This window comes from Sphingopyxis sp. FD7 (genome assembly GCF_003609835.1).
Taxonomy (GTDB): domain Bacteria; phylum Pseudomonadota; class Alphaproteobacteria; order Sphingomonadales; family Sphingomonadaceae; genus Sphingopyxis.
Genome location: NZ_AP017898.1, coordinates 577,234 through 600,626, shown reverse-complemented (window position 1 = coordinate 600,626; position 23,393 = coordinate 577,234). Strand labels below are relative to the sequence as shown.

General features: G+C 64.0%; 19 protein-coding genes, 1 tRNA gene and 2 pseudogenes. 11 read left to right on the top strand and 11 right to left on the bottom strand.

What is annotated here, in order from left to right; all coding sequences use genetic code 11:
• Positions 1-260: 260 nt before the first annotated feature.
• Entirely contained in the window at positions 261-524 is a 264-nt protein-coding gene (locus tag SPYCA_RS02815; RefSeq protein WP_120218849.1) for a hypothetical protein, read from the top strand.
• Here SPYCA_RS02815 and SPYCA_RS02810 read toward each other — a convergent pair.
• Together SPYCA_RS02810 and SPYCA_RS02805 are read right to left on the bottom strand one after the other, a co-directional pair.
• Positions 508-1,287: a CDP-alcohol phosphatidyltransferase family protein gene (locus SPYCA_RS02810; protein WP_120218848.1), complete on the bottom strand. Its 780-nt coding sequence runs from the start codon at positions 1,285-1,287 to the stop codon at positions 508-510. The two genes, SPYCA_RS02815 and SPYCA_RS02810, sit on opposite strands and share 17 nt — an antisense overlap.
• Before the next feature lies 1 nt (position 1,288).
• Entirely contained in the window at positions 1,289-2,023 is a 735-nt protein-coding gene (locus SPYCA_RS02805) for a phosphatidylserine decarboxylase (RefSeq protein WP_120218847.1), read from the bottom strand.
• A gap of 164 nt (positions 2,024-2,187) precedes the next feature.
• Between SPYCA_RS02805 and SPYCA_RS02800 the strand changes: the two genes are divergently transcribed.
• Both SPYCA_RS02800 and SPYCA_RS02795 read left to right on the top strand, forming a co-directional pair.
• Positions 2,188-3,402, top strand: coding sequence for an NADP-dependent isocitrate dehydrogenase (locus tag SPYCA_RS02800; RefSeq protein WP_120218846.1), 1,215 nt, complete (start codon positions 2,188-2,190; stop codon positions 3,400-3,402).
• A 232-nt stretch (positions 3,403-3,634) separates the two neighbouring features.
• A complete protein-coding gene (locus SPYCA_RS02795; protein WP_120218845.1) occupies positions 3,635-5,419 on the top strand; it encodes a cation:proton antiporter domain-containing protein in 1,785 nt (594 codons plus the stop codon).
• Between the two features lie 264 nt (positions 5,420-5,683).
• On the opposite strand, the gene SPYCA_RS02785 is transcribed toward SPYCA_RS02795, so the two are convergent.
• Positions 5,684-8,608, bottom strand: a complete 2,925-nt coding sequence (locus SPYCA_RS02785) for a M16 family metallopeptidase (protein WP_120218844.1) — start codon at positions 8,606-8,608, stop codon at positions 5,684-5,686.
• 83 nt (positions 8,609-8,691) lie between these two features.
• Here SPYCA_RS02785 and SPYCA_RS02780 point away from each other — a divergent pair, with 83 nt between their 5' ends.
• Positions 8,692-9,564: a carbon-nitrogen hydrolase family protein gene (locus tag SPYCA_RS02780; RefSeq protein ID WP_120218843.1), complete on the top strand. Its 873-nt coding sequence runs from the start codon at positions 8,692-8,694 to the stop codon at positions 9,562-9,564.
• A 498-nt stretch (positions 9,565-10,062) separates the two neighbouring features.
• On the opposite strand, the gene SPYCA_RS02775 is transcribed toward SPYCA_RS02780, so the two are convergent.
• Positions 10,063-10,290: a hypothetical protein gene (locus SPYCA_RS02775; protein ID WP_041384001.1), complete on the bottom strand. Its 228-nt coding sequence runs from the start codon at positions 10,288-10,290 to the stop codon at positions 10,063-10,065.
• A gap of 236 nt (positions 10,291-10,526) precedes the next feature.
• On the opposite strand from SPYCA_RS02775, the gene SPYCA_RS02770 reads away from it, so the two are divergent.
• Complete coding sequence (locus SPYCA_RS02770) at positions 10,527-11,348, top strand: IS5 family transposase (protein WP_066114500.1); 822 nt, start codon at positions 10,527-10,529, stop codon at positions 11,346-11,348.
• A gap of 73 nt (positions 11,349-11,421) precedes the next feature.
• Here SPYCA_RS02770 and SPYCA_RS02765 read toward each other — a convergent pair whose 3' ends face one another.
• Positions 11,422-12,219 (bottom strand): NUDIX domain-containing protein, encoded by a 798-nt coding sequence (locus tag SPYCA_RS02765; protein WP_120218842.1) that lies wholly within the window; start codon positions 12,217-12,219, stop codon positions 11,422-11,424.
• Positions 12,220-12,330: 111 nt separating this feature from the next.
• Here SPYCA_RS02765 and SPYCA_RS02760 point away from each other — a divergent pair, with 111 nt between their 5' ends.
• On the top strand, positions 12,331-12,951 hold the full coding sequence (locus tag SPYCA_RS02760) for a DUF4126 domain-containing protein (protein ID WP_120218841.1): 621 nt from the start codon (positions 12,331-12,333) through the stop codon (positions 12,949-12,951).
• Here SPYCA_RS02760 and SPYCA_RS02755 read toward each other — a convergent pair.
• From SPYCA_RS02755 to SPYCA_RS02745, 3 genes are all read right to left on the bottom strand, one after another.
• Positions 12,948-14,171 carry an NAD(P)/FAD-dependent oxidoreductase gene (locus SPYCA_RS02755; RefSeq protein WP_120218840.1) on the bottom strand — a complete coding sequence of 408 codons (1,224 nt, stop codon included), beginning with the start codon at positions 14,169-14,171 and terminating at the stop codon, positions 12,948-12,950. The genes SPYCA_RS02760 and SPYCA_RS02755 overlap by 4 nt on opposite strands.
• 105 nt (positions 14,172-14,276) lie before the next feature.
• Positions 14,277-14,531 carry a hypothetical protein gene (locus tag SPYCA_RS02750; RefSeq protein ID WP_120218839.1) on the bottom strand — a complete coding sequence of 85 codons (255 nt, stop codon included), beginning with the start codon at positions 14,529-14,531 and terminating at the stop codon, positions 14,277-14,279.
• 12 nt (positions 14,532-14,543) lie between these two features.
• A complete protein-coding gene (locus SPYCA_RS02745; RefSeq protein ID WP_120218838.1) occupies positions 14,544-15,596 on the bottom strand; it encodes a Leu/Phe/Val dehydrogenase in 1,053 nt (350 codons plus the stop codon).
• A 124-nt stretch (positions 15,597-15,720) separates the two neighbouring features.
• Between SPYCA_RS02745 and SPYCA_RS02740 the strand changes: the two genes are divergently transcribed.
• From SPYCA_RS02740 to tnpC, 5 genes and pseudogenes are all read left to right on the top strand, one after another.
• A complete protein-coding gene (locus SPYCA_RS02740; RefSeq protein WP_120218837.1) occupies positions 15,721-16,191 on the top strand; it encodes an Lrp/AsnC family transcriptional regulator in 471 nt (156 codons plus the stop codon).
• 68 nt (positions 16,192-16,259) lie between these two features.
• Positions 16,260-16,335: transfer RNA gene (locus SPYCA_RS02735), tRNA-Thr, on the top strand.
• A 106-nt stretch (positions 16,336-16,441) separates the two neighbouring features.
• Complete coding sequence (locus SPYCA_RS18955) at positions 16,442-16,675, top strand: hypothetical protein (RefSeq protein WP_146625083.1); 234 nt, start codon at positions 16,442-16,444, stop codon at positions 16,673-16,675.
• A 487-nt stretch (positions 16,676-17,162) separates the two neighbouring features.
• Positions 17,163-17,720: pseudogene (locus SPYCA_RS19785) on the top strand (transposase); the annotation flags it as partial.
• 22 nt (positions 17,721-17,742) lie between these two features.
• A pseudogene (tnpC, locus tag SPYCA_RS02725) lies at positions 17,743-18,908 on the top strand (IS66 family transposase); the annotation flags it as partial.
• Between the two features lie 189 nt (positions 18,909-19,097).
• Here tnpC and SPYCA_RS02720 read toward each other — a convergent pair.
• The 3 genes from SPYCA_RS02720 to SPYCA_RS02710 are packed head-to-tail and all read right to left on the bottom strand — an operon-like array spanning position 19,098 to position 23,337.
• Complete coding sequence (locus tag SPYCA_RS02720; protein ID WP_039575348.1) at positions 19,098-20,093, bottom strand: alpha/beta fold hydrolase; 996 nt, start codon at positions 20,091-20,093, stop codon at positions 19,098-19,100.
• A complete protein-coding gene (locus SPYCA_RS02715) occupies positions 20,093-21,694 on the bottom strand; it encodes a flavin-containing monooxygenase (protein ID WP_232003481.1) in 1,602 nt (533 codons plus the stop codon). Before SPYCA_RS02715 ends, SPYCA_RS02720 begins: the two co-directional genes overlap by 1 nt.
• A gap of 29 nt (positions 21,695-21,723) precedes the next feature.
• A complete protein-coding gene (locus SPYCA_RS02710) occupies positions 21,724-23,337 on the bottom strand; it encodes an acyl-CoA synthetase (protein ID WP_054588685.1) in 1,614 nt (537 codons plus the stop codon).
• Positions 23,338-23,393 lie beyond the last annotated feature (56 nt).

The window sequence follows — 23,393 nt, the reverse complement described above, 5'->3', positions numbered from 1 at the left end:
GGGCGCGGCCAATCGGCCGCCGCACAAGGCTGACCTTTCCTGACCTTTGGACCGATTGCGCCGGGGCCGCGCCGACTGCGCCCCACACCAAAGCCGCCGCGCCTTTGTCGGCCCCGCCTCGCGCACGCTCAGTTTGTCGGCGAAAACTCACGGTTCACCGCAACATTATTGAGAACATAACATGAACATGAAACGAAAGTCCAACGAAGCCGTCGCAGGCAAACAAAGGTTTCGCAAGCGAAAGCCGAAAGGACAAGTTCATGGTTCAGGTCGCAGCCGCCCTCGTCTTTGCCCTTGCCGCCTGCCTGGGCGTGACGATCATCTTCGCGATGCTCCGGAACAATGAGGATGCGATCCTGTCGGCGCTGCTTGGCGAAGGGGCATTTCCCGAAGCCGCGACCGGAATGCAAACGGCCCCCGCTCCACAGCGGATGACGCTGCGCCGCGTGGATGGGCGGCGCCCGGCTTTGCGCGCAGCCAGCGCCGCGTTTCGTACCGAACCCGCGCTCAGCCGCGTCGCCTGACCCTCGCATAGCTCGCGAAACCGAACGGGATCAGGACGATATAAATGGCGCACACGGCGAGCAGCGTGTGCCAGGGCGCGGTGACGAGCGCCGCGCCAAGCAGGCCCACCCCCGCCAGCGCAAAAAGCCGCCACGAACGACGCAGCCGGATCGACGACCAGCTATAGGTCGGAATGGCGGAGATCATCAGCATCGCGACGCCCAGGCCCCAAGGCATCACAAGCTGCCACTGGCGGAACAGGTCGTTGCCGGTCACCAGCCACAGATAGACGGGAACAAAGGCAAGCCCGGCGCCCGCCGGCGCCGGAATGCCGGTGAGGAACCCCGCCGATTTGTGCGGCTGGATTTCGGCATCCATGCGCGAATTGAAGCGCGCGAGGCGCAGCGCGCAGCACACCGCGATCGCCAGCGCGGCGGTCCAGCCGAATTTAGGCGCATATTGCAGCGACCAGAGAAACAGGATCATTGCCGGCGCGACGCCGAAAGCGATCACGTCCGACAGCGAATCGAGCTCAGCGCCGAATTTGCTCTGCGCGCGAAGCAATCGCGCGATGCGCCCGTCCATGCCGTCGAGCACCCCGGCAAAGATGATCGCCGCCAGCGCCTTGTCCCACTCCTCGCCGATCGCAAAGCGTACGCCGGTCAGGCCAAAGCAGAGCGCGAGCGCGGTGATCGCGTTGGGCGCAAAGGCGCGCAGGCTGATCCCGCCGATGCGGCGGCCCGCGGTATCGGCTTCGGGCAGGGGCTGGTCGCCGTCCGCCACTTTATTGCCCGACGCCTTCGATCGTCTCGGCCGTGCCGATCCGCGCAATCACCGTCTCGCCCGCCAGCGTGCGCTGGCCGAGCAGCACCTGCGGCGTGGTGCCCGCGGGCAGATAGACATCGACGCGGCTGCCGAAGCGGATCAGGCCGACGCGCTGCCCCGTCGCCAGTTCGTTGCCCATCGTCACGAACGGCATGATGCGCCGCGCGACGAGGCCCGCGATCTGCGTAAAGCCGACCCGCACCCCGTCGGCGCGTTCGACGACGAAATGCTGGCGCTCATTCTCCTCGCTCGCCTTGTCGAGGTCGGCGTTGACGAACTTGCCCGGAATATAGACGAGCTTGCGCAGCGTGCCCGCAACCGGCGTGCGATTGATGTGGACGTCGAAGACGCTCATGAAAATCGACACACGCAGCATCGGCGCGCTTCCCAGGCCGTCGGGTCCGGCGACCTCGGGCGGCGGCGCGACTTCGGCGATCTGCGTGACCAATCCGTCGGCGGGAGCGACGATCATGTCGCCGCCAGCGGGGGTAACGCGCACCGGATCGCGAAAGAAAGCGCCGACCCACAACGTCACGCCGAACATCAGCCAGCCGAGGATTTCCCATCCCAGAAGCCAGAAGCAGAGCGTCACGATCCCCGCAATCAACAGGAACTTGCGGCCTTCGGGATGAACCGAGGGCCATTGCCACTTGATGCCGCCGCCGGGCCGGTTCGAGGATATGATGTTCGACATGGCCGTTCTTCTAGGGGGCAGCGTCCCCAGTGACAATGGATAAGGCGCCGACATCGTTGCGTGGGCACGCGCGAGACCCGTTGCGTCGGGGCGGTTGATCAATCGCCCCGCTTTGCCTAAGGCCCGCTGCAACTCCGACTCCCCAAGGATAAAGGCAGAAACGCATGGGCAAGATCAAGGTAGCCAACCCGGTCGTCGAACTCGACGGCGACGAAATGACCCGGATCATCTGGCAATGGATCCGCGAGCGACTGATCCTGCCCTATCTCGACATCGACCTGCATTATTACGATCTCGGCATCGAGGAACGCGATCGCACCGACGACAAGATCACCGTCGAAGCTGCGAACGCGATCAAGAAATATGGCGTTGGCGTCAAATGCGCGACGATCACCCCCGACGAAGCCCGCGTCGAGGAGTTCGGCCTCAAGAAGATGTGGAAGTCGCCGAACGGCACGATCCGCAACATCCTGGGCGGCGTCGTCTTTCGCGAACCGATCGTGATGAAGAATGTGCCGCGGCTCGTCCCCGGCTGGACCGACCCGATCGTCGTCGGCCGTCACGCCTTCGGCGACCAGTATAAGGCGACCGACTTCCGCATCCCCGGCCCCGGCAAGCTGCGCCTGGTGTTCGAGGGCGAAGACGGCACGCTGATCGACGAGGAAGTGTTCCAATTCCCCTCGTCGGGCGTCGCGATGGGCATGTATAATCTCGACGATTCGATCCGTGATTTCGCGCGCGCCAGCCTGAACTACGGTCTTGCGCGCGAATGGCCGGTATATCTGTCGACCAAGAACACGATTCTGAAAGCCTATGACGGCCGCTTCAAGGACATTTTCGAGGAGGTTTTCCAGGCTGAGTTCAAGGCGAAGTTCGATGCGCTCGGTATCGTTTACGAACACCGCCTGATCGACGACATGGTCGCATCGGCGCTCAAATGGTCGGGCAAGTTCGTCTGGGCGTGCAAGAATTACGATGGCGACGTCCAGTCGGACACGGTGGCTCAGGGCTTCGGCTCGCTCGGGCTGATGACCAGCGTGCTGATGACCCCCGACGGCCAGACCGTCGAGTCCGAAGCCGCGCACGGCACCGTCACGCGGCACTATCGGATGCACCAGCAGGGCAAGGCGACCTCGACCAACCCGATCGCGTCGATCTTTGCCTGGACCGGGGGCCTCAAGCACCGCGGCAAGCTCGACGACAATGCGGCGCTGGTGAAGTTCGCCGACGATCTCGAAAAGGTCTGCGTCGCGACGGTCGAGAGCGGCAAGATGACCAAGGATCTGGCGCTGTTGATCGGTCCCGACCAGAACTGGCTGACCACCGAAGGCTTCTTCGAGGCCATCGTCGAAAATCTCGACAAGAAGATGGGCGCTTAACCCTCTTGTCGCCACTCCGGCGAAGGCCGGGACGATGGAATTAGAGCAAATTGCGCGAAATCTGAATCATCCGTCTCCCCGAGCCCTTCGACTGCCCTGGCGGGCGCTCAGGATAAACTTCGGCCTTTGGCCGAAGACGAGGGGAGGCGGTACAGATTTCTGGCACGATGCTCTAATGCGGTTTCCATAACGATCTAGCCAATCGGGGTCGGCCTGCATAAGGTCGGCCCTTATGGTATCCGAAACAGAAACCTCCGCCATCGGCAACGCGCTGGTGGTGCTCGGCGCCGCGGGCGTTGTGATCCCTGCCTTTGCGCGCTTTCGCCTGCCCCCGGTCATCGGCTTCATCCTCGTCGGGCTGCTGGTCGGGCCATCGGGGTTGGGCGCGCTCGCCGCCGACTATCCGTGGCTGCGACATGTCACGATCGGATCGACCGAGGATATCGCGCTGTTCGCCGAATTCGGCATCATCCTGCTGCTCTTCTCGATCGGACTGGAGCTTTCGTTCCGCCGCCTGTGGCAACTCAGGAAGCTGGTGTTCGGCATCGGCGCCGCCGAGCTGCTGGTCGGCGGCGCGATTCTGGGCGGTGCGCTGATGCTCTTCACCGACCATGCGACCCCCGCCGCCTTCGGCCTCGGCATCGCGCTCGCGTTGTCGTCGACCGCGCTCGTGCTGCCGATCGCCGGCACCAAATCGGCGGTCGGTCGCGCGTCTTTCTCGATGCTGCTGTTCGAGGATCTCGCCATCGTCCCGATCATCTTCATCCTCGGCGCCTTTGCCCCCACCGCGGGCGGCGACAGCACCCAATTACTGTTCGCGACGCTGTGGCAAGGCGCGCTCGTCATCGCGGCGCTTGCCATTGGCGGCTGGTTCCTGCTGCCGCGCATCTTTGCGCAGGCCGCGCGCGCCAAAGACCCCGAACTCTTCCTCGCTGCCAGCCTGCTGGTTGTCATCGTCGCGGCGCTGGCGACGGCAGCGGTCGGCCTGTCGCCGATCGTCGGCGCGTTGCTTGCCGGACTGATGATCGCCGAAACCGAATATCATGGCGAGGTCGAAGCGATCACCGCGCCATTCAAGGGGCTCGCGCTCGGCGTTTTCCTGATCAGCGTCGGCATGGGGCTCAACCTCCGCACGATCGTCGAACAATGGCCCGAGTTGATGATTGCCGTGGTCGGGGTAATCGCGATCAAGGCGGCGGTGACCGCCGCGCTGCTGCGCTTTTCGGGTTTCGCACGGCGCGGGACCGCGGCCGAAGTTGGCCTGTTGATGGCGAGTCCGTCGGAAACCACGCTGATCGTGCTCGCCGCCGCGTTACAGGCGCAGCTCATCACCAGCGACACCGCCGAGTTCTGGCAACTTGTCACTGCGATCGGACTGACGATCACGCCGCTGCTCGCGCGCATCGGTCACGACGTCGCACGGCGGATCGAAATGCGCGGCGGCGATGCCGACGAGCTGGAGACGCCCGAGGGGCGCACGGTCATCGTCGGGTTCGGGCGCGTCGGCCATACCGTCGCCGAACTGCTTCGCGAACATGACCGGCCCTATATCGCGGTCGATGCCGACATCGACGCAGTGGCGACGGCCCGGCGGGATGGCTTTATCGTCCGTTATGCCGACGTGGCGCGGCCCGGCAGCCTCGACAGGCTGGGGATCGACAACGCCCAGGCGATCGTGCTGACGATGGACGATCCCGTCCAGCAACTGCGAATGACCCGGCGGCTTCGGCAGAAATATCCCGACCTGCCGATCATCAGCCGCGCGCGCGATGCCGACCATGCCGCCGCGCTCTATCAGGCAGGCGCCAGCGATGCCGTGCCCGAAACGCTCGAAAGCTCGCTGCAACTCGCCGAAGCGGTGCTGATCGACCTGGGCGTCGCGATGGGTCCGGTGATCGCATCGATCCACGACGTCCGCGCCAAGATGCGCCACGACATCATGACCAAGGGCAAGCTGGATCACGAACCGCGCATCCGCCGCACACGGTCGACGGCCGACTCTAGCGAAACCGCCTAGAGCGGCGTTCCGACTATCTGATCCGCCGGGATTGCGTCAGGAAGCTTCTCGGCAAGGAGTGCTGTGCTGGCCGGGCTGGTTGCCCGGACAAGCAGCGCGACGAAGTCCGAGGGGCTTCCTGACGCAACCGCGGGCGGCGGGGCGATTTTGGCCCATCGCAGCGTCGATCGTCGGTCACTATGCGAGAGCATGGCTCCCTCCTCTCTCCTCGCGCTGGGCCAAAATCGGCTCCGTCTCGGCGGATCAGATAGTCGGAACGCCGCTCTAACGCCCGCCGACAGCGGATGCCGGGGCCGCGCGCAGCGCCGACGCTTCGGCCAGCGTCATGCCCGTGGGCAGGATCGCCAGCGACCATTGGCGACCGGGCGTCAGATATTGGCGCGCGAGCCGCTGGACATCGGCGGCGGTGACCGCCGCCAGATCGTCCTGGAGCGACAACGCCGCCGCGACCACGCGCGGGTCGCGCGTCGCGCCTTCGAGCAAAAACATCCAATAGACATTCCCCGTCGATGCACGCGCCACCTGTTCGCGGATCGGACCGGCGTTGCGCGCCAGTTCGTCCGCGCTGACCGGCCGTGCGACAAGGTCGGCGGCGATGTCGCGTGCAATGTCATAGAAGCCGTCGATATCCTTTGGCGCGAGCAGGCTGCCGACGAGCAGATAGCCGCCGCTGTCAAAGCCGGTGGGCCAGTGGCTGTCGACGGTGGGGCCGTAGCTGGCGCCCTGTTCAGCACGTAGTCGATCGAACAACCGGTCGTTGAAGATCGCCGCGAGCACGTCGAGGGCGCGCGCGTCGCGCGGATTGGCGCGCCCGCCGCCGGTCGGCCATGCCGTCATCGCCGCGGCCTGCCCGCGCTCGCCGCGGTGATAAGCGATTTCGGGAACGGTGACATGCGGCGCAAAATCGACGCGCTGGCCGCCCGGCGGCGCCAATATGCTCCGCGGCGCGAGCGCGCCGAAGGTTTCGGCCAGGATCTTCCGGTAATCGACCGTTTCGAGATCGCCGAAGATTTGCACTTCGATGGGACCGCTGGCGAGCCGCGGCTCCCAGAAGGCACGGAAGGCCGCGGGCGTCAGCGCCTCGATCGCCGCCCGGTCGGGCGCCGCCCAACGTGCGTCATTGCCCGTCAACCAGCCGCGCAAATGGCGTTCGAGCACAGCATTGGGGGTCGCGTCATTGAGCTCATATCCGGTCAGATAGCCGATCCGCAACCGCTCGACCGGCGCCGCGTCCCAGCGCGGCAGCGCCAGCTTCGCCGCCATCAGCCGCAGCTGGTCGGCAAGATCGGCGGGGCGGCTTTCGGCCGACAGCTCGAACGCGTCGTCGTCGATCGCGAAGTTCATCTGGATCTGCCGCCCATTGGTGAGCTGGTCGATCTCATTCTGCCCCCACGGACCGATCCCGCTCGCGACGAGCGCATAGTCGCCGGTCCACAAGAGGTTCGGCGCATCGGCGGCGACGCTGCGATTGCCGGTGCCGAAGCGTACATTGACACGCACCTTGCCCGGTTCGACCTTGTTGTTGGACACGAGCGCGGTGACCCCGTTCGACAGCTCGATCCGGTCGGCGCGAAGCCCCGGCAGCGGCGCCGTGGCAACGATGGCGCCGGGCTTGCCGAGCGAAGGAAGCTGGCCGAAATCGGCCTCGACCGCCGCAAGCCTTTCGTCGCGCGCCGTGACGGGCGCCTTCAGGGCGGCAAGAACCACATCGTCGCCGCCAGCCGAGGTGGGGGTGGTCAGCACGACGCGCGTAACCGGCGCGGAGAAGATGGCGCGGCTGATCTCGAGCATAACCTGGGGCGTCGCCGAAGCGCGGATCGCCCTGAACATATCGACCTGCCCCTGCGGGCTGGTCACCGTTTCGTTGATGTCGACCGCGCGCACCATGTCGTCCGCAAGCCGCGCGCCGGGCTCGTTGCGCGCATTTTCCAGCTCTTTCAACAGAAAGGCCTCGATCTCGTTGGTCTCGCGGTCGATGTCGGCCTGCGACGGCGGGCGGCTCACCGCATCGGCGATCACGCCGCGGACATCGGCGAGCGCGGCCTTCCAGTCGGTCAAGGGAACGATCGAGGCCGCGGTCACATCGGCGCTGCGGCTGACATATTGCTGTTCGACCGTCGCGACGAGGTAACTGCCGCCCGCGCGCGCACGATTTTCGAGCCGCCGGTTGACGAGCGCCTGCGCGATGAACTCGAGGTAAAGCCGCCGCGTATTTTCGACCGTGTCGATCCGTCTTTTCCACGGCCGGACCATCGCGAGCGTCAGTGCGAGCGGCTGATTCGGTTCGACAATTTCAAGCGCGGCGGGGGCCGCGGGGTCGGGCTTGCCGAAATCGGGATCGGGCGGATTCGCGCCCTCGCCTTTCCAGTCGCCGAAATAGCGGGCGATCAGCCCGGCGAAGGTGGCGGGATCGCCGTCGCCGACGATGACCACGACGGCCCGTTCGGGTCGATACCAGCGATCGTGAAAGGCGCCGACCGACGCCGCGCTCGCCTTGCCGAGCGACACGGTCGTGCCGATCGGCGACCGGTCGCCAAGCAACTGACCCGCGAACAGATGTGCGTTGGTCGCATCGGCGATACGCTTCTGCGGACCATCCGATTCGCGCAGCTCGGCCATCACCACGCCGCGTTCGGCGGCGACCGCCAGTTCCGAAATGCGCGGCGCGCGGATCATGCCGGCGAGCAATTTCATGCTTTCGTCAAGGTTCGCGGGCGTCACGCTCGGCAGGTCGAGCTGATAGACGGTCTGGGTCGGGGTCGTCTGGGCATTGGAATCGCTGCCGAAGGTGACGCCGAAACGCTGCCAGATGCGCTTCGCCTCGCCATCGGGGATATGTTCGGACCCGCGAAAGGTCAGATGTTCGAGCAAATGCGCATAGCCGCGCTCGGCCTCGGTCTCGAACATCGAACCGACATCCATGCGCACGCGGATCGACACCTGCCCCGGCGGCACACCATTGCCCCGCACCGCATAGCGCAGGCCATTGGGAAGCACGCCGAACCGCCACGCGGTATCGCGCGGAATGTCGCTGCCGATATAGAGCCAGTCGCTGTTCTCTGCCGCTTTCGCCGTCGCGACATCGTCCTGGGCGCGCGCACCAGGCGGCGCCAGCAGCAGCGCGGCGGCGGCGGCGAGAGCCAGGGAACGAGCAAAATGAAAGCACATGCGCGCGGGATCAGATGACATTGCGCTATCTTATCGCCTTCAAACCTTGCTGGCCACTGAACTGTCGCCTTGTCCGCGGCGGCGCGCAGGATTAGCCAGGGAACATGACCGGCCCCAACGACAATCCGTCCCCTGCCCCCCTCGCCGCGCTGGTTCAGATGACCAGCGGGGTCGATCCTGCCGCGAATCTGGCGGCGATCGACCGCGCGATGGGCGAGGCCGCAAGCCATGGCGCTTCGATGGCCTTCCTGCCCGAAATGTCACTGCTGCTCGACCGTGATCGCGCGCGGTCGGCGACGCATATCGCGACCGAGGCCGAAAGCCCCTGGCCGCAGGTGTTGCGCGAGATGGCGAAGCGGCACGCGATATGGCTGCATTCGGGGTCGATGCCGCTGCTCGCCGATGATGGCGAGCAGCGCGTCAACCGCAGCCATATCATCGCCGCCGACGGGAGCATCCGCGCGCGGTACGACAAGATCCATATGTTCGACGTGCAACTGCCCTCGGGCGAGAACTGGCACGAATCGGCGGCCTATGCCGGGGGCGATACGTTCTGCGTCGTCGATACGCCGCTCGGCGCACTGGGGCTCAGCATCTGTTACGATTTGCGCTTTCCCGAACTCTATCGTGCGCTGGTCGAGCGCGGCGCGACGCTGATCGCAGTCCCCGCCGCCTTCACCGTGCCGACGGGCGAAGCGCATTGGCACATCCTGTTGCGCGCCCGCGCGATCGAAACCGCCTGCCATATCGTTGCCGCGGCGCAGTGCGGGCAGCATGCCGATGGCCGCGCGACCTATGGACACAGCCTGGCGGTCGATCCGTGGGGCGCGGTCCTGGCCGACGCCGCGCGGACCGATGAAGCGAGCGAAAAGGGCTATACGCTAACGATCGTGCCGATCGATCCGGCGTTGGTCGGCAAGGCGCGGGGGGCGATTCCGCTGGACCGATCGCGCTCGACCCGCCGTATCGAGCTTTAGGACCGATCGGGTTGGACTGAAGCACCGCGTTCCTGTCGTGTCATCCCGGCGGATGCCGGAATCTCGCCGGTGCGACAAGATGTGAGGGCGAGATTCCGGTCCCTTCGACGGCCTTGCAGGCGCTCAGGACAGGCTTTGCCCGAACGGCGGCGAGACAGGGATCGGGTTTGGCGCTGGTCCCCTGGGACAAACAAGGGCTGGACCCCCGCATCCTCTTGGACAAGTGGGGACGGCACTCCGCCGAAAGCCGACGGCCAGGGCGTCCAAAAGCCAGGCGTTACGCTATGCCCCCTGGACCCCGGCTTTCGCCGGGGAACAGATATTGCTCGAAAGGCATAAAGGCCATGGCCCTTGAATCCGGCGCATCGGAGCCGGACACATCGCGGGCTGGACGCACCGGCTCCGGAGCACTCTATCCACTGGAACGCCATGCCCCAATGCACAAAGGGCCCCGAGCGATGCTCGGAGCCCCTTGGTATTTCTGGCGATCAGCCGATCTTACGGGCTGGTCGGTTCATCGTCGTCGTTGTCCGACGCGATGATGATGCCGCCGATGACAGCCGCGAGAGCGAGGACAGCGATGATCCAGCTCGTGCTGCCTTCCAGTTCGCTCTGGCCGTCAACGGCCGAAGCGGCGCGCGCCGCAGGCGCAGCCGACGCAGCGACAGGCGCCGCAATCATCGAGGTGGCTGCGAGGGAGATCGCAGCTTTCTTAAGCAGGTTCATCTTTTTCTCCGTCCACTGGATAGTCTTGTCGAATCACACCGCGAAGTTCGTCCCCGGTCTGCTTCTGCCCGGCCTTCTTACGCACGGGCTTCGGCAATTGCAACGACGTTTTGCCCTACCCCCTGAAATCTTAGAGCCTGATCCGAAATTAAGTTGAGTGGTGCCAGCGGGTTAGCTTGACGCGAGCCCAAGTCGCTGATTCACGGGGTTTTGCAACAAACTTCGGGAGTTCAACGATGTGGACCGACACCACCCGGGCGCAGTATGCCCGTGCCGACCTGGCTTTGCCAAGCGATTTGACCGATGCGGAATGGGCCGTGCTGGAGCCGTTACTTCCGGGCCCTTGCTGTGTAGGGCGACCGCGCAAATGGCCGCTGCGGCGGATCATCGAGGCGATCCTGTATCTGCTGCGCGGTGGGCTGCCCTGGCGGATGTTGCCGCCCTGCTTTCCTCCGGTCTCGACGGTGCGGCGCTGGTTCTATCTGTGGCGCGACAATGGTCTGTGGCTCTCGCTCAATCACGCCCTGCTGCTGATCGGGCGGGAAGCCCTCGGGCGCGAGGCTTCTCCGAGCGCTGGGGTCATCGACAGCCAAAGCGTGAAAACCACGGAAAGCGGCGGGCCTTGCGGCTATGACGCAGGCAAGAAGATCAAGGGCCGCAAGCGACACATCGTGACCGACACCGAGGGCAATCTCGTTCATGCCGTGATCCACACCGCTGACGTGCAGGATCGCGATGGCGCGCCGTTTGTTCTGGCCGAGATCATCCGCCGTCACCCTTGGCTCAGGCACATCTTCGCCGATGGCGGCTATGCTGGCGACAAGCTTCGCCAGGCGCTGCGCAAGATCGGGAAGTGGACGGTCGAGATCATCAAGCGATCCGACCATGCCAAGGGCTTCGAGGTCCTGCCCAGACGCTGGGTGGTCGAGCGGACCTTTGCGTGGCTCGGTCGCAACCGCCGCCTCGCCAAAGACTTCGAGCAGACCATCGCATCGGCAACCGCGTGGCTGTTCATCGCCTCAATTCAGCTCTTCGTCCGCCGTATCGCAAGAGCATGAAATCTATCGCGATAATTTTGAATCAGACTCTTAGTAAATTATAAATAGACGAAAACTTGTCGCCGGTTTCGCTTCATCCACGCCGCACACGGTCAAAGGCCTCGCGGGTCACCGGATAGCCCAGATGATCGGGAATGCAGAGATGCGATCGGCCATCGCTATCTTCGATCCAGGGCGTGATGAGTTCGACCGGATACTGGCGCGAATGTGCCGAAAAACTTTGAAAATCGGGCGCCTGCGCCAGCCGCTCCAGATTCCGGCGCGTTGGAAAGATCACCGACACCTCGCCGCGGTCGGCCATCGCCAGCGTCGCCGCGGCGCTGGCCCAGAAAATATGGCTGTGCTCGGCTTCCTCGACGGTGAGCTCGTGGCGGTGCGGCGGGGCAGCGACGGCATAAAAGCGCGTGTCAAAGGTCCGCGCTTCTTTGAAGTTGGGGCACCAGCGCGCGAACGGGACGAGCGATTCCAACGCGATTCGTTCATCGCGCGCCGTCAATATGTCGGATAGCAACGTCCCGCCGAGCAAGGCGCGCCGCACCTCGGCGACCTCGCGTTCGGCAAGGCCCGGCCATCCGACCGCCAGCCCCGTCTCCTCCAGCGTTTCGCGGAGCGCGGCAACGCGCGCGGCAGCGTCGGCCGGATCGACCCCCGGCGCGTGACGACGCGCGACCTCGTGGTCGTCGGGATCGACACGGCCACCGGGAAAGACGACCGCCCCCGCGGCGAAGGCCATATTCGCCGATCGCTTGACCATCAAAATCTCGTCGGGGCCGTCGTCGCCGGAGGGCCGCATGATCACCAGCGTCGCGGCGGGAATGGCGCCGTCGGGCAGGACGGCTTCGGATGTGGACGGCAAAACGGCATCGCTCATGACTCCCGGCGATAACCGCGCCGTTCCACCTTGTCATCCCGCCATTGCCGCCGCGCCGCCAAGGGTGCAGGATGATCGGCGGACCATATCCACGGGATAGGGAGCTGACCATTGGGAATCGTGGAGATTTTGGGTGTTGCAGCGAGTCTCAGCCTGCTCGCGGGCTGGCGGCTCTATCTTACGATTCTGGCAACGGGCGTCGCGATGCGCTTCGGCTGGCTGCCGCTCCCCGAACATCTGGCGGCGCTCCAGGTGCTCGCAAATCCATGGGTCCTCGGCGTCGCCGCGGTCGGCACGATCGCCGAGTTCCTGGCCGACAAGATCGCCTGGGTCGATTCGGCATGGGATACGGTCCACAGCATCATCCGCCCGCTGGGCGGCGCGCTGCTCGCGCTGGCGCTGGTCGACAGTTCGGATCCGGCGTGGCAGGTCATCGCCTTCCTGCTCGGCGGCGGCGGTGCGTTACTCAGTCATGGCGCCAAGGCGACGACGCGCGCCGTCGTCAATGTCAGCCCCGAACCCGTCAGCAACGCTGTCGTATCGACCGGCGAGGATGTCGCGACGGGCGGCCTGATCGCGCTCGCCATCGCCTTTCCGCCGCTGGCGATCGTCATCGCGGTTCTGCTCGCCATCGGTGCGGTGATGGTCGTCGTCGCGCTGCGCCGCCTGCTCCGCAACATCCAGACGACGCTGAAGAAAGCCCTGGGCGACGAGCCGCCGCTGGACGCCTAGGCGGGCAGCAGCGCCTTCAGCGGCGTTTCGGTATCGGCCAATTGCTCCGCCGTGGCGCGCAGCCCGGCGGTGACGATCATCCGGCCCTGCACATAATCCTTCGTCGCATTGACGCAGTCGAGCGCGATGACCTTGCCCGCTTTCAGATAGACGATCGAGAAGCTGCGCGTTGCCGGATCGCCGCGCAGCACCGCCCGATCATGCCCGGTCGACAGACCCGCTGTCTGGAGTTTCAGATCATATTGGTTCGACCAGAACCAGGGGATGGCCTGATAGGGCGCCTCGTCGCCGCAGATGCCCCTGGCGACGACATTGGCCTGGTCGTTGGCGTTCTGCACCGATTCAAGGCGGATCACCGCGCCTTCGGCAAAATCATTGGCGTGCGCGGCGCAGTCGCCGATCGCATAGATGTCGGGCAGGCTCGTTTTGCAGAAACGATCGACGAGCACACCGTTCCCGCCCGCCGCGCCCGCGGCGATCAACGGCTCGACCGCGGGCACGATGCCGATGCCGACGATGACGAGCTCGGCGGGGACGACCTCGCCGTCCGCCAGCCGCACCCCGGTGACGTGCGTATCGCCTTCAATGGCCTCGACGCACACGCCGAGCCGGAGGTCGACGCCATGATCGCGATGCTCCTTCTCGAAAAAGCGCGACAGATCTTCACCCGCGACGCGCGCAAGTACGCGGTCGAGCGCTTCGAGGAGGACCACCTTCTTGCCCGCCTTGGTCAGCACCGCCGCCGCCTCGAGCCCGATATAGCCGCCGCCGATCACGACAATCTGCTTCGCACTTTCGGACGCGGCCTTCATCGCGTCGGCATCGGCGCGCGTGCGCACGCCCTGCACGCCGGGCAGGTCGCCACCGGGAATGGGCAACATCCGGGGATGTCCGCCGGCCGCCCAGACAAGCTTGCCGTAACCGATCGTCTCGCCGTCGTCGGTGGTCACGCTATGCCCCGAAGGATCGACGCTCGCGACGCGCCGCCCAAGCAGCATCGTCACCTCGCGCTCGTCCCAATATCTGGCGGGGCGCAGCAGGATGCGCTCGAACGCCTTCTCGCCCGCGAAATACTCCTTCGACAGCGGCGGGCGCTCATAGGGCAGTTCGGGTTCGTCGCCGATGATCGCGATGGACCCCATGAACTTCTGCGTGCGCAGCATCACCGCCACCTGCGCGCCGCCATGCCCGCCGCCCACGATCACCACGTCGAACCGCATCAAGACTCTCCCGCCATTCGTCCGCGCGGCCGTTGCACGCGCGGCGCGGCGAGGCAAGCCGTGCTCGCCTCGTGCGCGGACAAGAAAAAGTTGAATGCAGCGCCGTCAGCCGACGAGCCGCAGCCGCGGGTCAGCGGCGGTCACATCGGATCGCACGACCGCTACAGCCTCGCCCAGCTTGGCCGCGAGGACGGCGGCCCGCGCGGCGTCCAGCCCGGCGACAACAATCTCGATGCGCATGTGCGTCGATAGCAGGTGCATCGTCATCGTCGCCGGGACGAGCGCGCGCTGCGCGAAAAAATCGGCGACGCGCGGCAGCGATTGCGGGTCGGCCATCGCGTCGATTTCAAAGCGGTGCATGGGAATGCCGGCTCAGGCCGCCGCGCGCTGCGCGCCCGCGATCACCTCTTCGGCCATTTCGTCGGCGACGAGCGCGGGCGAGCGTCCCTCGCGCGCCGCCCGTTCCAGCAGCGCGCCTACGCGCGGGCCGATTTCGGCGACGCGCAACTCGACGTCGCGGACGTCCTCGCCCAGATATTCGGCCGAGACATTGATGATGCCGCCCGCATTGACGACATAGTCGGGCGCATAAACGATGCCGCGATCGAGCAACAGGCGGGCGACGTCGGGGCTCGCGAGCTGGTTGTTCGCCGCGCCGCAGACGATCTTCGCCTTCATGCCGAGCACGGTGTCGCGGTCCAGCGCGCCGCCGAGCGCACAGGGCGCGAAGATGTCGGCCTCGACCAAGGCGATCTCTGCCACGTCGACCACTTCGGCGCCGAGCACGGCTTTCAGCCGGTCGCGGCGCACCGGGCTGACATCGGCGATCACCAGCCGCGCGCCCGCGTCGGCCAGGCGGCGGCACAGGTCGGCGCCGACATTGCCCGTGCCCTGGACCGCGACGGTCAGGCCTTCGAGCCCCCGGCCGAGCGCAAACTCGGCCGCGACCGCCATTGCGTCGAATACCCCCCTGGCGGTCCACGGCGACGGATCGCCCCCGGCGCGCCCCTCGACAGACGGCAAGCCGGCAACGTGTCGGGAGGCCCGCGCCACCTCCTGCATGTCCTTCACGCCCGTCCCGACATCCTCGGCGGTCACATAGAGGCCGCCCAGCTCATCGACCGCGCGGCCAAAGGCGCGGAACAGCGCGACACGATCCCATTCGCCCTCGGGCCGCCGCAACACGGCCTTCGCGCCGCCGAGCGGCAGTCCCGCAAGCGCATTCTTGTAGCTCATCCCTTCGGCCAGCCGCACGGCGTCGGCGAGCGCATGGCTCGCGTCGGGATAGGACCACAGGCGGCAACCCCCAGCGCCCGGCCCCAGTGCGGTCGAATGGATCGCGATGAAGCCGTCGAGCCCGGCTTCGAGATCATGGAGGCGCACGCATTCGAGCGGCGGAGCCAGGCGGGCAGGACGGACGACCATGAAAACTCTCCTTGAACGATGCGGCGCTTATCGCACCGCCCGGCGGGGCGTTCTTGATCGCAATTTCATTCGTTGGCGCATTTTGGGGATATTATGTTCCTTCTTCAGCTGATAAACGAAATGAATGTCCGACCTTGATCCATTCGAGATAAGGATTCTCCGCGAATTGCAGCGCGACGCGAATCAGACGACGGCCGAGATCGCCGAGCGCGTCGGCCTGTCTGTATCGCCCTGCTGGCGCCGCATTGACCGGCTGGAGCGCGAAGGCTTCATCAGGAAGCGGGTGGCGATCGTCGACCGCCGCAAGGTCGGGCTCAACGCGCATGTCTTTGCGCAGGTCAAGCTCAACGCGCACGGCCGCGCCAACCTCGACGAGTTCAGCGCCGCGATTCAGGACTTTCCCGAAGTGCTCGACGCCTATGTGCTGATGGGCACGACCGATTTCATGCTGCGCATCGTCGCGCGCGACATCGACGCGTATGAACGCTTTTTCTTCGACCAGCTCAGCAAGCTGCCCGGCGTTCAGGAAATCAACTCGACCGTCGCGCTCTCCGAAATCAAGGCGACAACGCAGCTGCCGCTCGACGGCGAATGAGCCTCCGCCCGAATCTTGCGCAAGGGCGCTTGTCTTCGCCCCACGCCACTGCTAGTGGCGCCCCCGTTGCCGCTTTAGCTCAGTTGGTAGAGCACATCATTCGTAATGATGGGGCCACAGGTTCGAGTCCTGTAAGCGGCACCACGTCTCCCCGAATGCAACTGACCAACCGACGGGCAGCGCTCGGCCGGTCCGCAGCCTGACGCGCCGAGGTTCGGCTTGTCACCTGATCGCCCTGTAATCAGCGCTGGTGGAAAGAAAAATGGTGCCCAGAAGAGGAACTGAACTGGGCATCAAAGCGGCGGAAATCCGATGCAATCAACAACGAGATACCGCTGAAACCATCATAGAAACCATCACAAAATTTGGCAAGGGCTGGACGATATCGGAAGCCGATTTTTGGTTGCAAATTCGCTCGCGATCGCAGTCGCAGCTTTTCAAGCTCGCCGGCAGAAAAATCGCCGACCGAGTAATCATTTTATGAGCGTCGAATTCGAGCTGGCAACTTGCTAGCTATTGCGGCCCAGTCCTGTTGACGAGGCCAATAAGGTCGAGACCACGCGTTCGAGTTCGGCCAGTGCGGCAATTGCCCCCATTCCCAAGAACGACCGCGCGCGCCCGGCGCTGGCCAACGGGCCGCCTTGCGCCGATCGCCTCAGAGAGTTGCCGCACATCCGCCAAAGGACGACAAATGGAGGCTTTGAGCGTCGATCATAACGGTCGAGTTCGCGCCTCGCGCTGTCGCCCGGGTCGTCTTGCAACTATGTACGGTGCCCTTCCGACCAGGCCAAAACAAATCCCATAGCTCAATCCCAGAGCCCACGCGGGTTCCCCCATCAGAGGCTTTCGTACGCTAAAGCGCCCGAGCCCTTCGCGTTAGGATGTGGATTAGCGCCAGAATGGGGCTCTGACTCACTTTTGGTGCAAGTGCGTTGATAGTGGCGAGTTTTTCCCCGAAGGAGGAGATCGCCATGCATGGGAGAGGTTTTCGCGAAGCCATTGCGCCAACAGGATTGGTGATCGACAAGGTCGAGTATGCCGCCGATCAGATACGGATCACCCGGCGATCCCGATTTCGAGTTTCGATTTACCCGAACTGCTGCCGCCCATCTGCGCGTGTCCACAGTCGATATCACTGTACACTCGCCGATCTACTCTCTCATGGCCGACCGGTTCGGATTACTCTTGTCGCCCGGCGTTTTCGCTGCGCCACATCCCGCTGCACCACGCGGATCTTCGTTGAACGCTTTCCTCCAGATGTGACTGCAACATTTGCCCGGCGTACGGCCCGCCTGGATTCTATCGTACATCACCTTAGGCTGGCGCTGGGTGGGCGTCCGGCGGCCAGCTTGGCGCGCCGCCTTGAGGTGTTCATCGGCGCGGGCAAGCGGCGGGAGTGGCCGCCCGAGGTGGAGGCCTCGATTGTCGCGGAGTGCTATTCGGGCCGCAAGGGCGTCAGTCCTGTGGCGCGCCGGCATGGGCTGGATCCCTCGCAGCTATACGCCTGGCGGCGGGATTTGCGTAAACAGCTTGAGGCCGAGGGTGTGATCCTGCCATCGGCACATTCGGAAGATCGGCGAGGATGTGGCCGAGCGCCTCGATGTGGTGCCGACCACCTTCCGCGTCCTGGTCACCCGGCGGCCGCGTTATGGCTGCCGTTCGTGCGAGAGCGCGATCGTGCAGGCTCCGGCGCCAGCGCGGATCATCGAGGGCGGTACTCCCACCGAGGCACTGATCGCCCAGGTGCTGGTATCCAAGTATGCCGATCACCTGCCGCTTTACCGGCAGGCCCAGATATACGCCCGGCAGGGCATCCGGCTCGACCGATCCACTTTGGCCGACTGGGTCGGGCGAGCGGCCTGGTATCTGCGCCCCTTGCGTGACCACATTCTCGACGAGCTACGACGATCCGAGCGGTTGTTCGCCGACGAGATAACCGCCCCGGTCCTCGATCCGGGCGCGGGCCGACCAAGACAGGACAGCTCTGGGCCTATGCTCGCGATGATCGACCATGGGGCGGCTGCGATCCGCCGATCGTTGCCTATGTCTATGCGCCAGATCGCAAGGCAAAACGCCCTCACACGCACCTTGGTGATTTCGCGGGCATCCTGCAGGTCGATGGCTATGGCGGCTACGCCGCGCTCGCCCGGCGGCGCCAGCAGATCCGGCTCGCTTTCTGCTGGGCGCACGTCCGCCGCAAGTTCTACGAACTGGCCGACACGTCGCCGGTCGCCACCGAAGTGCTGCGCCGCATTGCCTTGCTCTATGGTGTCGAGGACGAGGTGCGCGGTTCACCCGCCGAGCAACGCTGTGCCGCTCGGACCGAACGCAGCCGCGTCATCGTCGGTGATCTTCATCAATATCTTGCCGCCCCTGGCCGCCAAGTCAGCGCCAAGAGCAAGCTCGGCGAGGCGATCCGCTATGCGCTCACCCGCTGGGATGGACTGTCCCGGTTCATCGACGACGGCCGCATCGAGCTCGACTCCAATACCGTCGAACGCTCGATCCGCCCCCTCGCATTGAATCGCAAAGATGCCCTGTTTGCCGGTTCCGACGAAGGCGGCGACAACTGGGCGGTGATCGCCACGCTCATCGAAAACTGCAAGATCAGCGGCGTCAACCCGCACGGGTGGATGACCCAGACCCTCGTGAAACTTGCCAACGGTCATCCCGCCAACAATCTCGCCCAACTCATGCCATGGTCCACCGTGGCCTGAAAACACCGGTTACATGCTTTCGCTGCTTGGCACTGTTTCGCCTTCCCGTTCTATCTGGTGCGGCGCGAACGATGGCTTGAACGCCGCAACGGCATGGCCGGCGAACGCTGAGTGGCAGCTCCCTTTCCCGGCAGGCAAGGTCTGGCAAGCACCGCACCTGCGGGAACCCGGGGCGAAGGACAACCAGGATCAGGCTGCAAGTGGCGGTGCAGTGTGCGTATCCCAAAGGGCAAGAATGCTGCGGAGTGCGGTTACAAAGGCCAAAGGCTGATCGAGCATCAGATGGTGACGGGCTTCAGGCACCGCGATGATCGGAATGTCACCTCCACCCAGCTCGCGGACGTATTCGGCCGATTCCGGGGTGAAGAGTTGGCTCATACCGCCGTGCACGATGGCCTTCCGGCCCGGTGCCTGCACCAGACGCTCGCCCATGGTGAGCCATTCGTTGGGCTTGTTGCTCCTCCGAAAGACCTCGGTTGAAAACTTCCACGTCCACTCGTCTCCATCCTGTCGCAGGGAATGATAGGCCATGTAGTCCAGAAGGAATGGCTCGCCGACCGGCTGGGGCGGGGAAAGGATGTACCGCTTACGTGCCGTTTCATAGCAAGGATAACGCTTGCTGGGCTTGTCCGGATCGCCGGAACCAGGGCTTGACCGCCTGAGGTTCCAGTACTCTTCCAGGAGAGCGGGCCGCATGATCATGAGATCGCAAACCACCACTCCGGCAAAGGCCTCGGGCCACTGGGTCACGGCTGTCAGGGCTGCGCCCGACCCGAAGCTGTGCGCGATGATTGTCGGCTTTTGGCCATCCGCAAACATATTCAGCGCCTCGGCAATCTCGCGAAACTCGCCCCCTCTCGCCAAGAGGTCGGCGCGACCACGCATGTCGCTGTCGCCCATGCCGGCCAGATCAAACGCCACCACGTCATAATCTTCTGCCAGAAACGGTGCAATGAAGGCAAAGCAGCGCGCATGTGCCAGAAAGCCATGGGTCATCAATACCTTGGGCTTGCTGGGGTCACCCCAGCGGAAATAGTGCGCCTTGGCCCCATCTATTTCCACATAACCTTCTTCGCGGGGCACCTTGAGCGCCGACACGAACCATTCGGGCAGATGTGAGCCGTCGCCAGCCCAAACAGGATCAATGTCCACTGGAAAGTCACTTATTCTGAACATCTCATTCATCAGGTTGCGCTGTCCTTGTTCGCTGGTGTGCTGGCGGCAAAGCCGCGGTAGGCATCGCGTGCCACATCGCCGCAAATCGCAGCATAGGTCGACACGCTTGGAAAATTGATGAGTTGGCGCTTCTTACCCGGGATGTTTGCGCCCATGTACCAGGAGTCCGCTTCGGGAAAGAGCGTCATAGCGCCAACCTGAGCGACCATTTCGGTCCAGTCCGCCTCTGCTTGCGGATCGGCGTCGAAAAGATCGTAACCGTTGTTTCGCAGCCAGACCATGAAATCGCAGATCCAGTCGCCCTGCATTTCCGCGCTTGTCGGGCCGTTGGAAAAACCCGAGGGGCTCAGGGGTCCGTAAGCGAACAGCATGTTGGGGAAACCCGATACCGCCATTCCCAGATAGGCGCGCAGCCCGTTGTCCCAAGCTTGCGACAGTAACAGGCCGCCCCTGCCGGTGATGTTCATGTCGATCAACCCGCCCCGCCCCGCGTCGAAGCCGGTGGCGAAAACGATGAGATCGCATTCGACCTCGCCGTCTGCGGTTGTGATTGCGTGCGGCCCGACACGGGTGATCGGGTTTGCCTTCAGATCAACCAGCGCAACATTGTCCTGCGCGAAAATCTCGTAATATCCCTGTTCCAGCGAAGGTCGCTTCGTGCCGAACGGATGCGGCGGTTCGGATGGGGCGAGTTTCTCGGCCAGATCGGGATCGGCGATCCGCGCGCGAACCTTGTCGCGCCAGAAATCGTAGGCGTGGCGATTGGCTGCGCGATTGGTAAGCAAGTCGGCGAAGTTGTGGTACCAGAACCTCAATCCGCCTCGCTGCCATAAATCTTCGAAGTGGGCATTGCGCTCAATCTCGTCGACTTCGAGCGCCGAGACTTCAAGTGACTGGCTTTCAAATCCTCCGCTCGTCTGCCTGCGCTGTTCGAAAAGGGCAGGATAGCTGTGCTTTTCGCGTTCCTGATCCTCCCGCGTCAGCCGCTCCTGCCGCATCGGCAGGGCCAGGATCGGGGTTCTTTGGAACAGGATCAGCGCTTCAGCCCGCTTGGCTGCTTCTTGGGCGACCTGCACACCGCTCGCTCCGGTTCCGATCAGGGCAACTTTGCGCCCATCGAGATCAATACCCTCCTGCGACCAGCGCGCCGTGTGGCACCATTCGCCCTCGAAATCCTCAATGCCCGGAATGTCGGGGATATACGGCTTCGACGCAAAACCGAGGGCTGGGAGCAAGAAGCGTGTCGATACGGATTGCCCGCCCTCAAGCTGTAGATTCCATAGTCCCCGCCCTGCATCAAAATCGGCGCTTTCGACCCTCGATCCCATCCGCATCAGCGGCCAAAGGTTCAGCGTATCGCAGACATGGCGGAAATAGGCCCTGAGTTCTTCCCAGCCGGGAAAGCGCTCACTCCAAGTCCATGTCCGCCACACTTCGGGGATCGAGAATTCATAGAGCGGAATCTGCGAATCCACGCGTGCGCCGGGATAGCAATTCCAGTGCCAGATGCCGCCCGGATCGGTCGCAGCATCGACCAGCAGCACGTTGAACCCGGCGTCCCGCAACTTGTGGAGCAAGTAGATCCCGCTGAAGCCAGCACCGATGATCACAGCGTCATAATCGGGCGAAGTCTGATTCGTCATGAAGCGGCAGTCAGGCTCTCGGCAATTGCCTTCGCCGTTGCATAGTCGGCCTTGCCGTTCGATGCGCGCAGGGGGATCTTCGTTGGATATATGGCCTTCGGTGTTTTGTAGCCTGCCAACTGCCCCCGCACATGATCCTTGACGGCTTGCTCGTCGAACGCAACGTCGCCGCTGAGGTGGACGACGGCGGTGACGGCCTGACCCCATTTTTCGTTTGGCACGTCCACGACCAGCGCGTCACCAATCGCGGGATGGGTCTTGAGAATCTCCTCGACTTCCTCGGGGTAAACTTTCTCGCCAGCAGTGTTGATGCAAACGCTGCCACGGCCCAGCAAGGTCAGGCTGCCATCGGCCTCGACCGTGCACCAGTCGCCCGGAATCGAATAGCGGACCCCATCGATTGTGCGGAAGGTCTTGGCGGATTTCTCGGGATCCTTGTAATAACCCGCTGGGATCGCACCCATGAGGGCGATAAATCCCGGTACGCCGCTTCCCGGCGTCACTTTCTGGTCGTTTTCATCAAAGACATGACAGAATTCGCCAATCGCAAATTTCGCGGTGTTGGTGCCCCCTTGCGCGGTTGTGATGGAGCGGCCGAAGCCGAGCCCTTCGGAAGCGCCGAAGCTGTCCATCAGCACCACCTGGGGGATATGCTTGCACAGCCCAGCCTTGACTTCCTTGCTCCACATCACGCCGGATGAAACGATGGTGACGAGGCTGCTGGTATCCCAGCGGCCGGGATTCCGGTCCAGCGCCTGCAGCATTGGCTTGGCAAAGGCATCGCCCACAATTGCGATGCTTTGCACCTTATGCTTATCAACTGTTTCCCACAACTCCGTCGCATCGAAGGACGAGTCTGCGAGTGTAACGATGGCGCCGCCCGACATAAGTGTGCCGATCGCGGTGATGAAGCCGGTCCCGTGCATCATCGGGCAGGATGGCAGGGTGCGGTTGCCGGGCCCTTGACTTGTGATCAACGCGACGTGTTCTTCGAGTGTCTGAGGAACGGGGGCGAGCAGCTTCTGGGCCTCGAGCTGTGCTTTGCGCATTTGGTCGTGATGCCACATCACGCCCTTGGGCATGCCCGTCGTGCCGCCGGTATAGATGAAGAGCTGATCTTCGGGAGAGCGCACTATGCCGAGCGCCGATCCGTCGCCTTCTTGCGCGAGTGTTTCGTAAGGGATCGCAAAAGGCGCGATTTGCGAAGCCTCGCCAATTTCCACAAAGGTGTGAACCTTCTCGAGCCGATCCTTGAGCTCGACGATACAGTCGCGGAATTCCGAGCTGTAGACGATCACTTCGCTATCGGAATCGTCGAAGATATAGAAGACCTCCTCGGCGACATAGCGGTAATTGATGTTCACATGGATCAGGCGCCCCTTGAAGCAGGCTGCCATCAACTCGCCATATTCGGGTCGGTTGCGCATATAAAAGGCAACCTTGGCCCCATTGCCGGCTCCGCGCTGCCGGAGCGCGCGGGCAACATTGTTCGAACGTCCCGACATTTCGGGCCAGGTGATGATCCGGTCGCCGTGTATCAGGGCCGGCGCATCCTTTGGCATGACGGGCTCGATAGCGTCGAGAATGTCGCCGAGATTCCAGTCGATCACATTAGTTCCCCTCTCCGAACGGGGTGGCGGCTTTGGCGCACTTCCCTTGGAAGAAA

Bases quoted from the DNA above. Each gene is read 5' to 3' on its own strand.
- SPYCA_RS02775 (WP_041384001.1), bottom strand. From the start codon at position 10,290: ATGAACCTGCTTAAGAAAGCTGCGATCTCCCTCGCAGCCACCTCGATG.
- SPYCA_RS02740 (WP_120218837.1), top strand. From the start codon at position 15,721: ATGTCCGACCTTGATCCATTCGAGATAAGGATTCTCCGCGAATTGCAG.
- SPYCA_RS02755 (WP_120218840.1), bottom strand. From the start codon at position 14,171: ATGCGGTTCGACGTGGTGATCGTGGGCGGCGGGCATGGCGGCGCGCAG.
- SPYCA_RS02745 (WP_120218838.1), bottom strand. From the start codon at position 15,596: ATGGTCGTCCGTCCTGCCCGCCTGGCTCCGCCGCTCGAATGCGTGCGC.
- SPYCA_RS02815 (WP_120218849.1), top strand. From the start codon at position 261: ATGGTTCAGGTCGCAGCCGCCCTCGTCTTTGCCCTTGCCGCCTGCCTG.
- SPYCA_RS02765 (WP_120218842.1), bottom strand. From the start codon at position 12,219: ATGAGCGATGCCGTTTTGCCGTCCACATCCGAAGCCGTCCTGCCCGAC.
- SPYCA_RS02805 (WP_120218847.1), bottom strand. From the start codon at position 2,023: ATGTCGAACATCATATCCTCGAACCGGCCCGGCGGCGGCATCAAGTGG.
- SPYCA_RS02795 (WP_120218845.1), top strand. From the start codon at position 3,635: ATGGTATCCGAAACAGAAACCTCCGCCATCGGCAACGCGCTGGTGGTG.
- SPYCA_RS02770 (WP_066114500.1), top strand. From the start codon at position 10,527: ATGTGGACCGACACCACCCGGGCGCAGTATGCCCGTGCCGACCTGGCT.
- SPYCA_RS02750 (WP_120218839.1), bottom strand. From the start codon at position 14,531: ATGCACCGCTTTGAAATCGACGCGATGGCCGACCCGCAATCGCTGCCG.
- SPYCA_RS02780 (WP_120218843.1), top strand. From the start codon at position 8,692: ATGACCGGCCCCAACGACAATCCGTCCCCTGCCCCCCTCGCCGCGCTG.
- SPYCA_RS02720 (WP_039575348.1), bottom strand. From the start codon at position 20,093: ATGAATGAGATGTTCAGAATAAGTGACTTTCCAGTGGACATTGATCCT.
- SPYCA_RS02800 (WP_120218846.1), top strand. From the start codon at position 2,188: ATGGGCAAGATCAAGGTAGCCAACCCGGTCGTCGAACTCGACGGCGAC.
- SPYCA_RS02785 (WP_120218844.1), bottom strand. From the start codon at position 8,608: ATGTCATCTGATCCCGCGCGCATGTGCTTTCATTTTGCTCGTTCCCTG.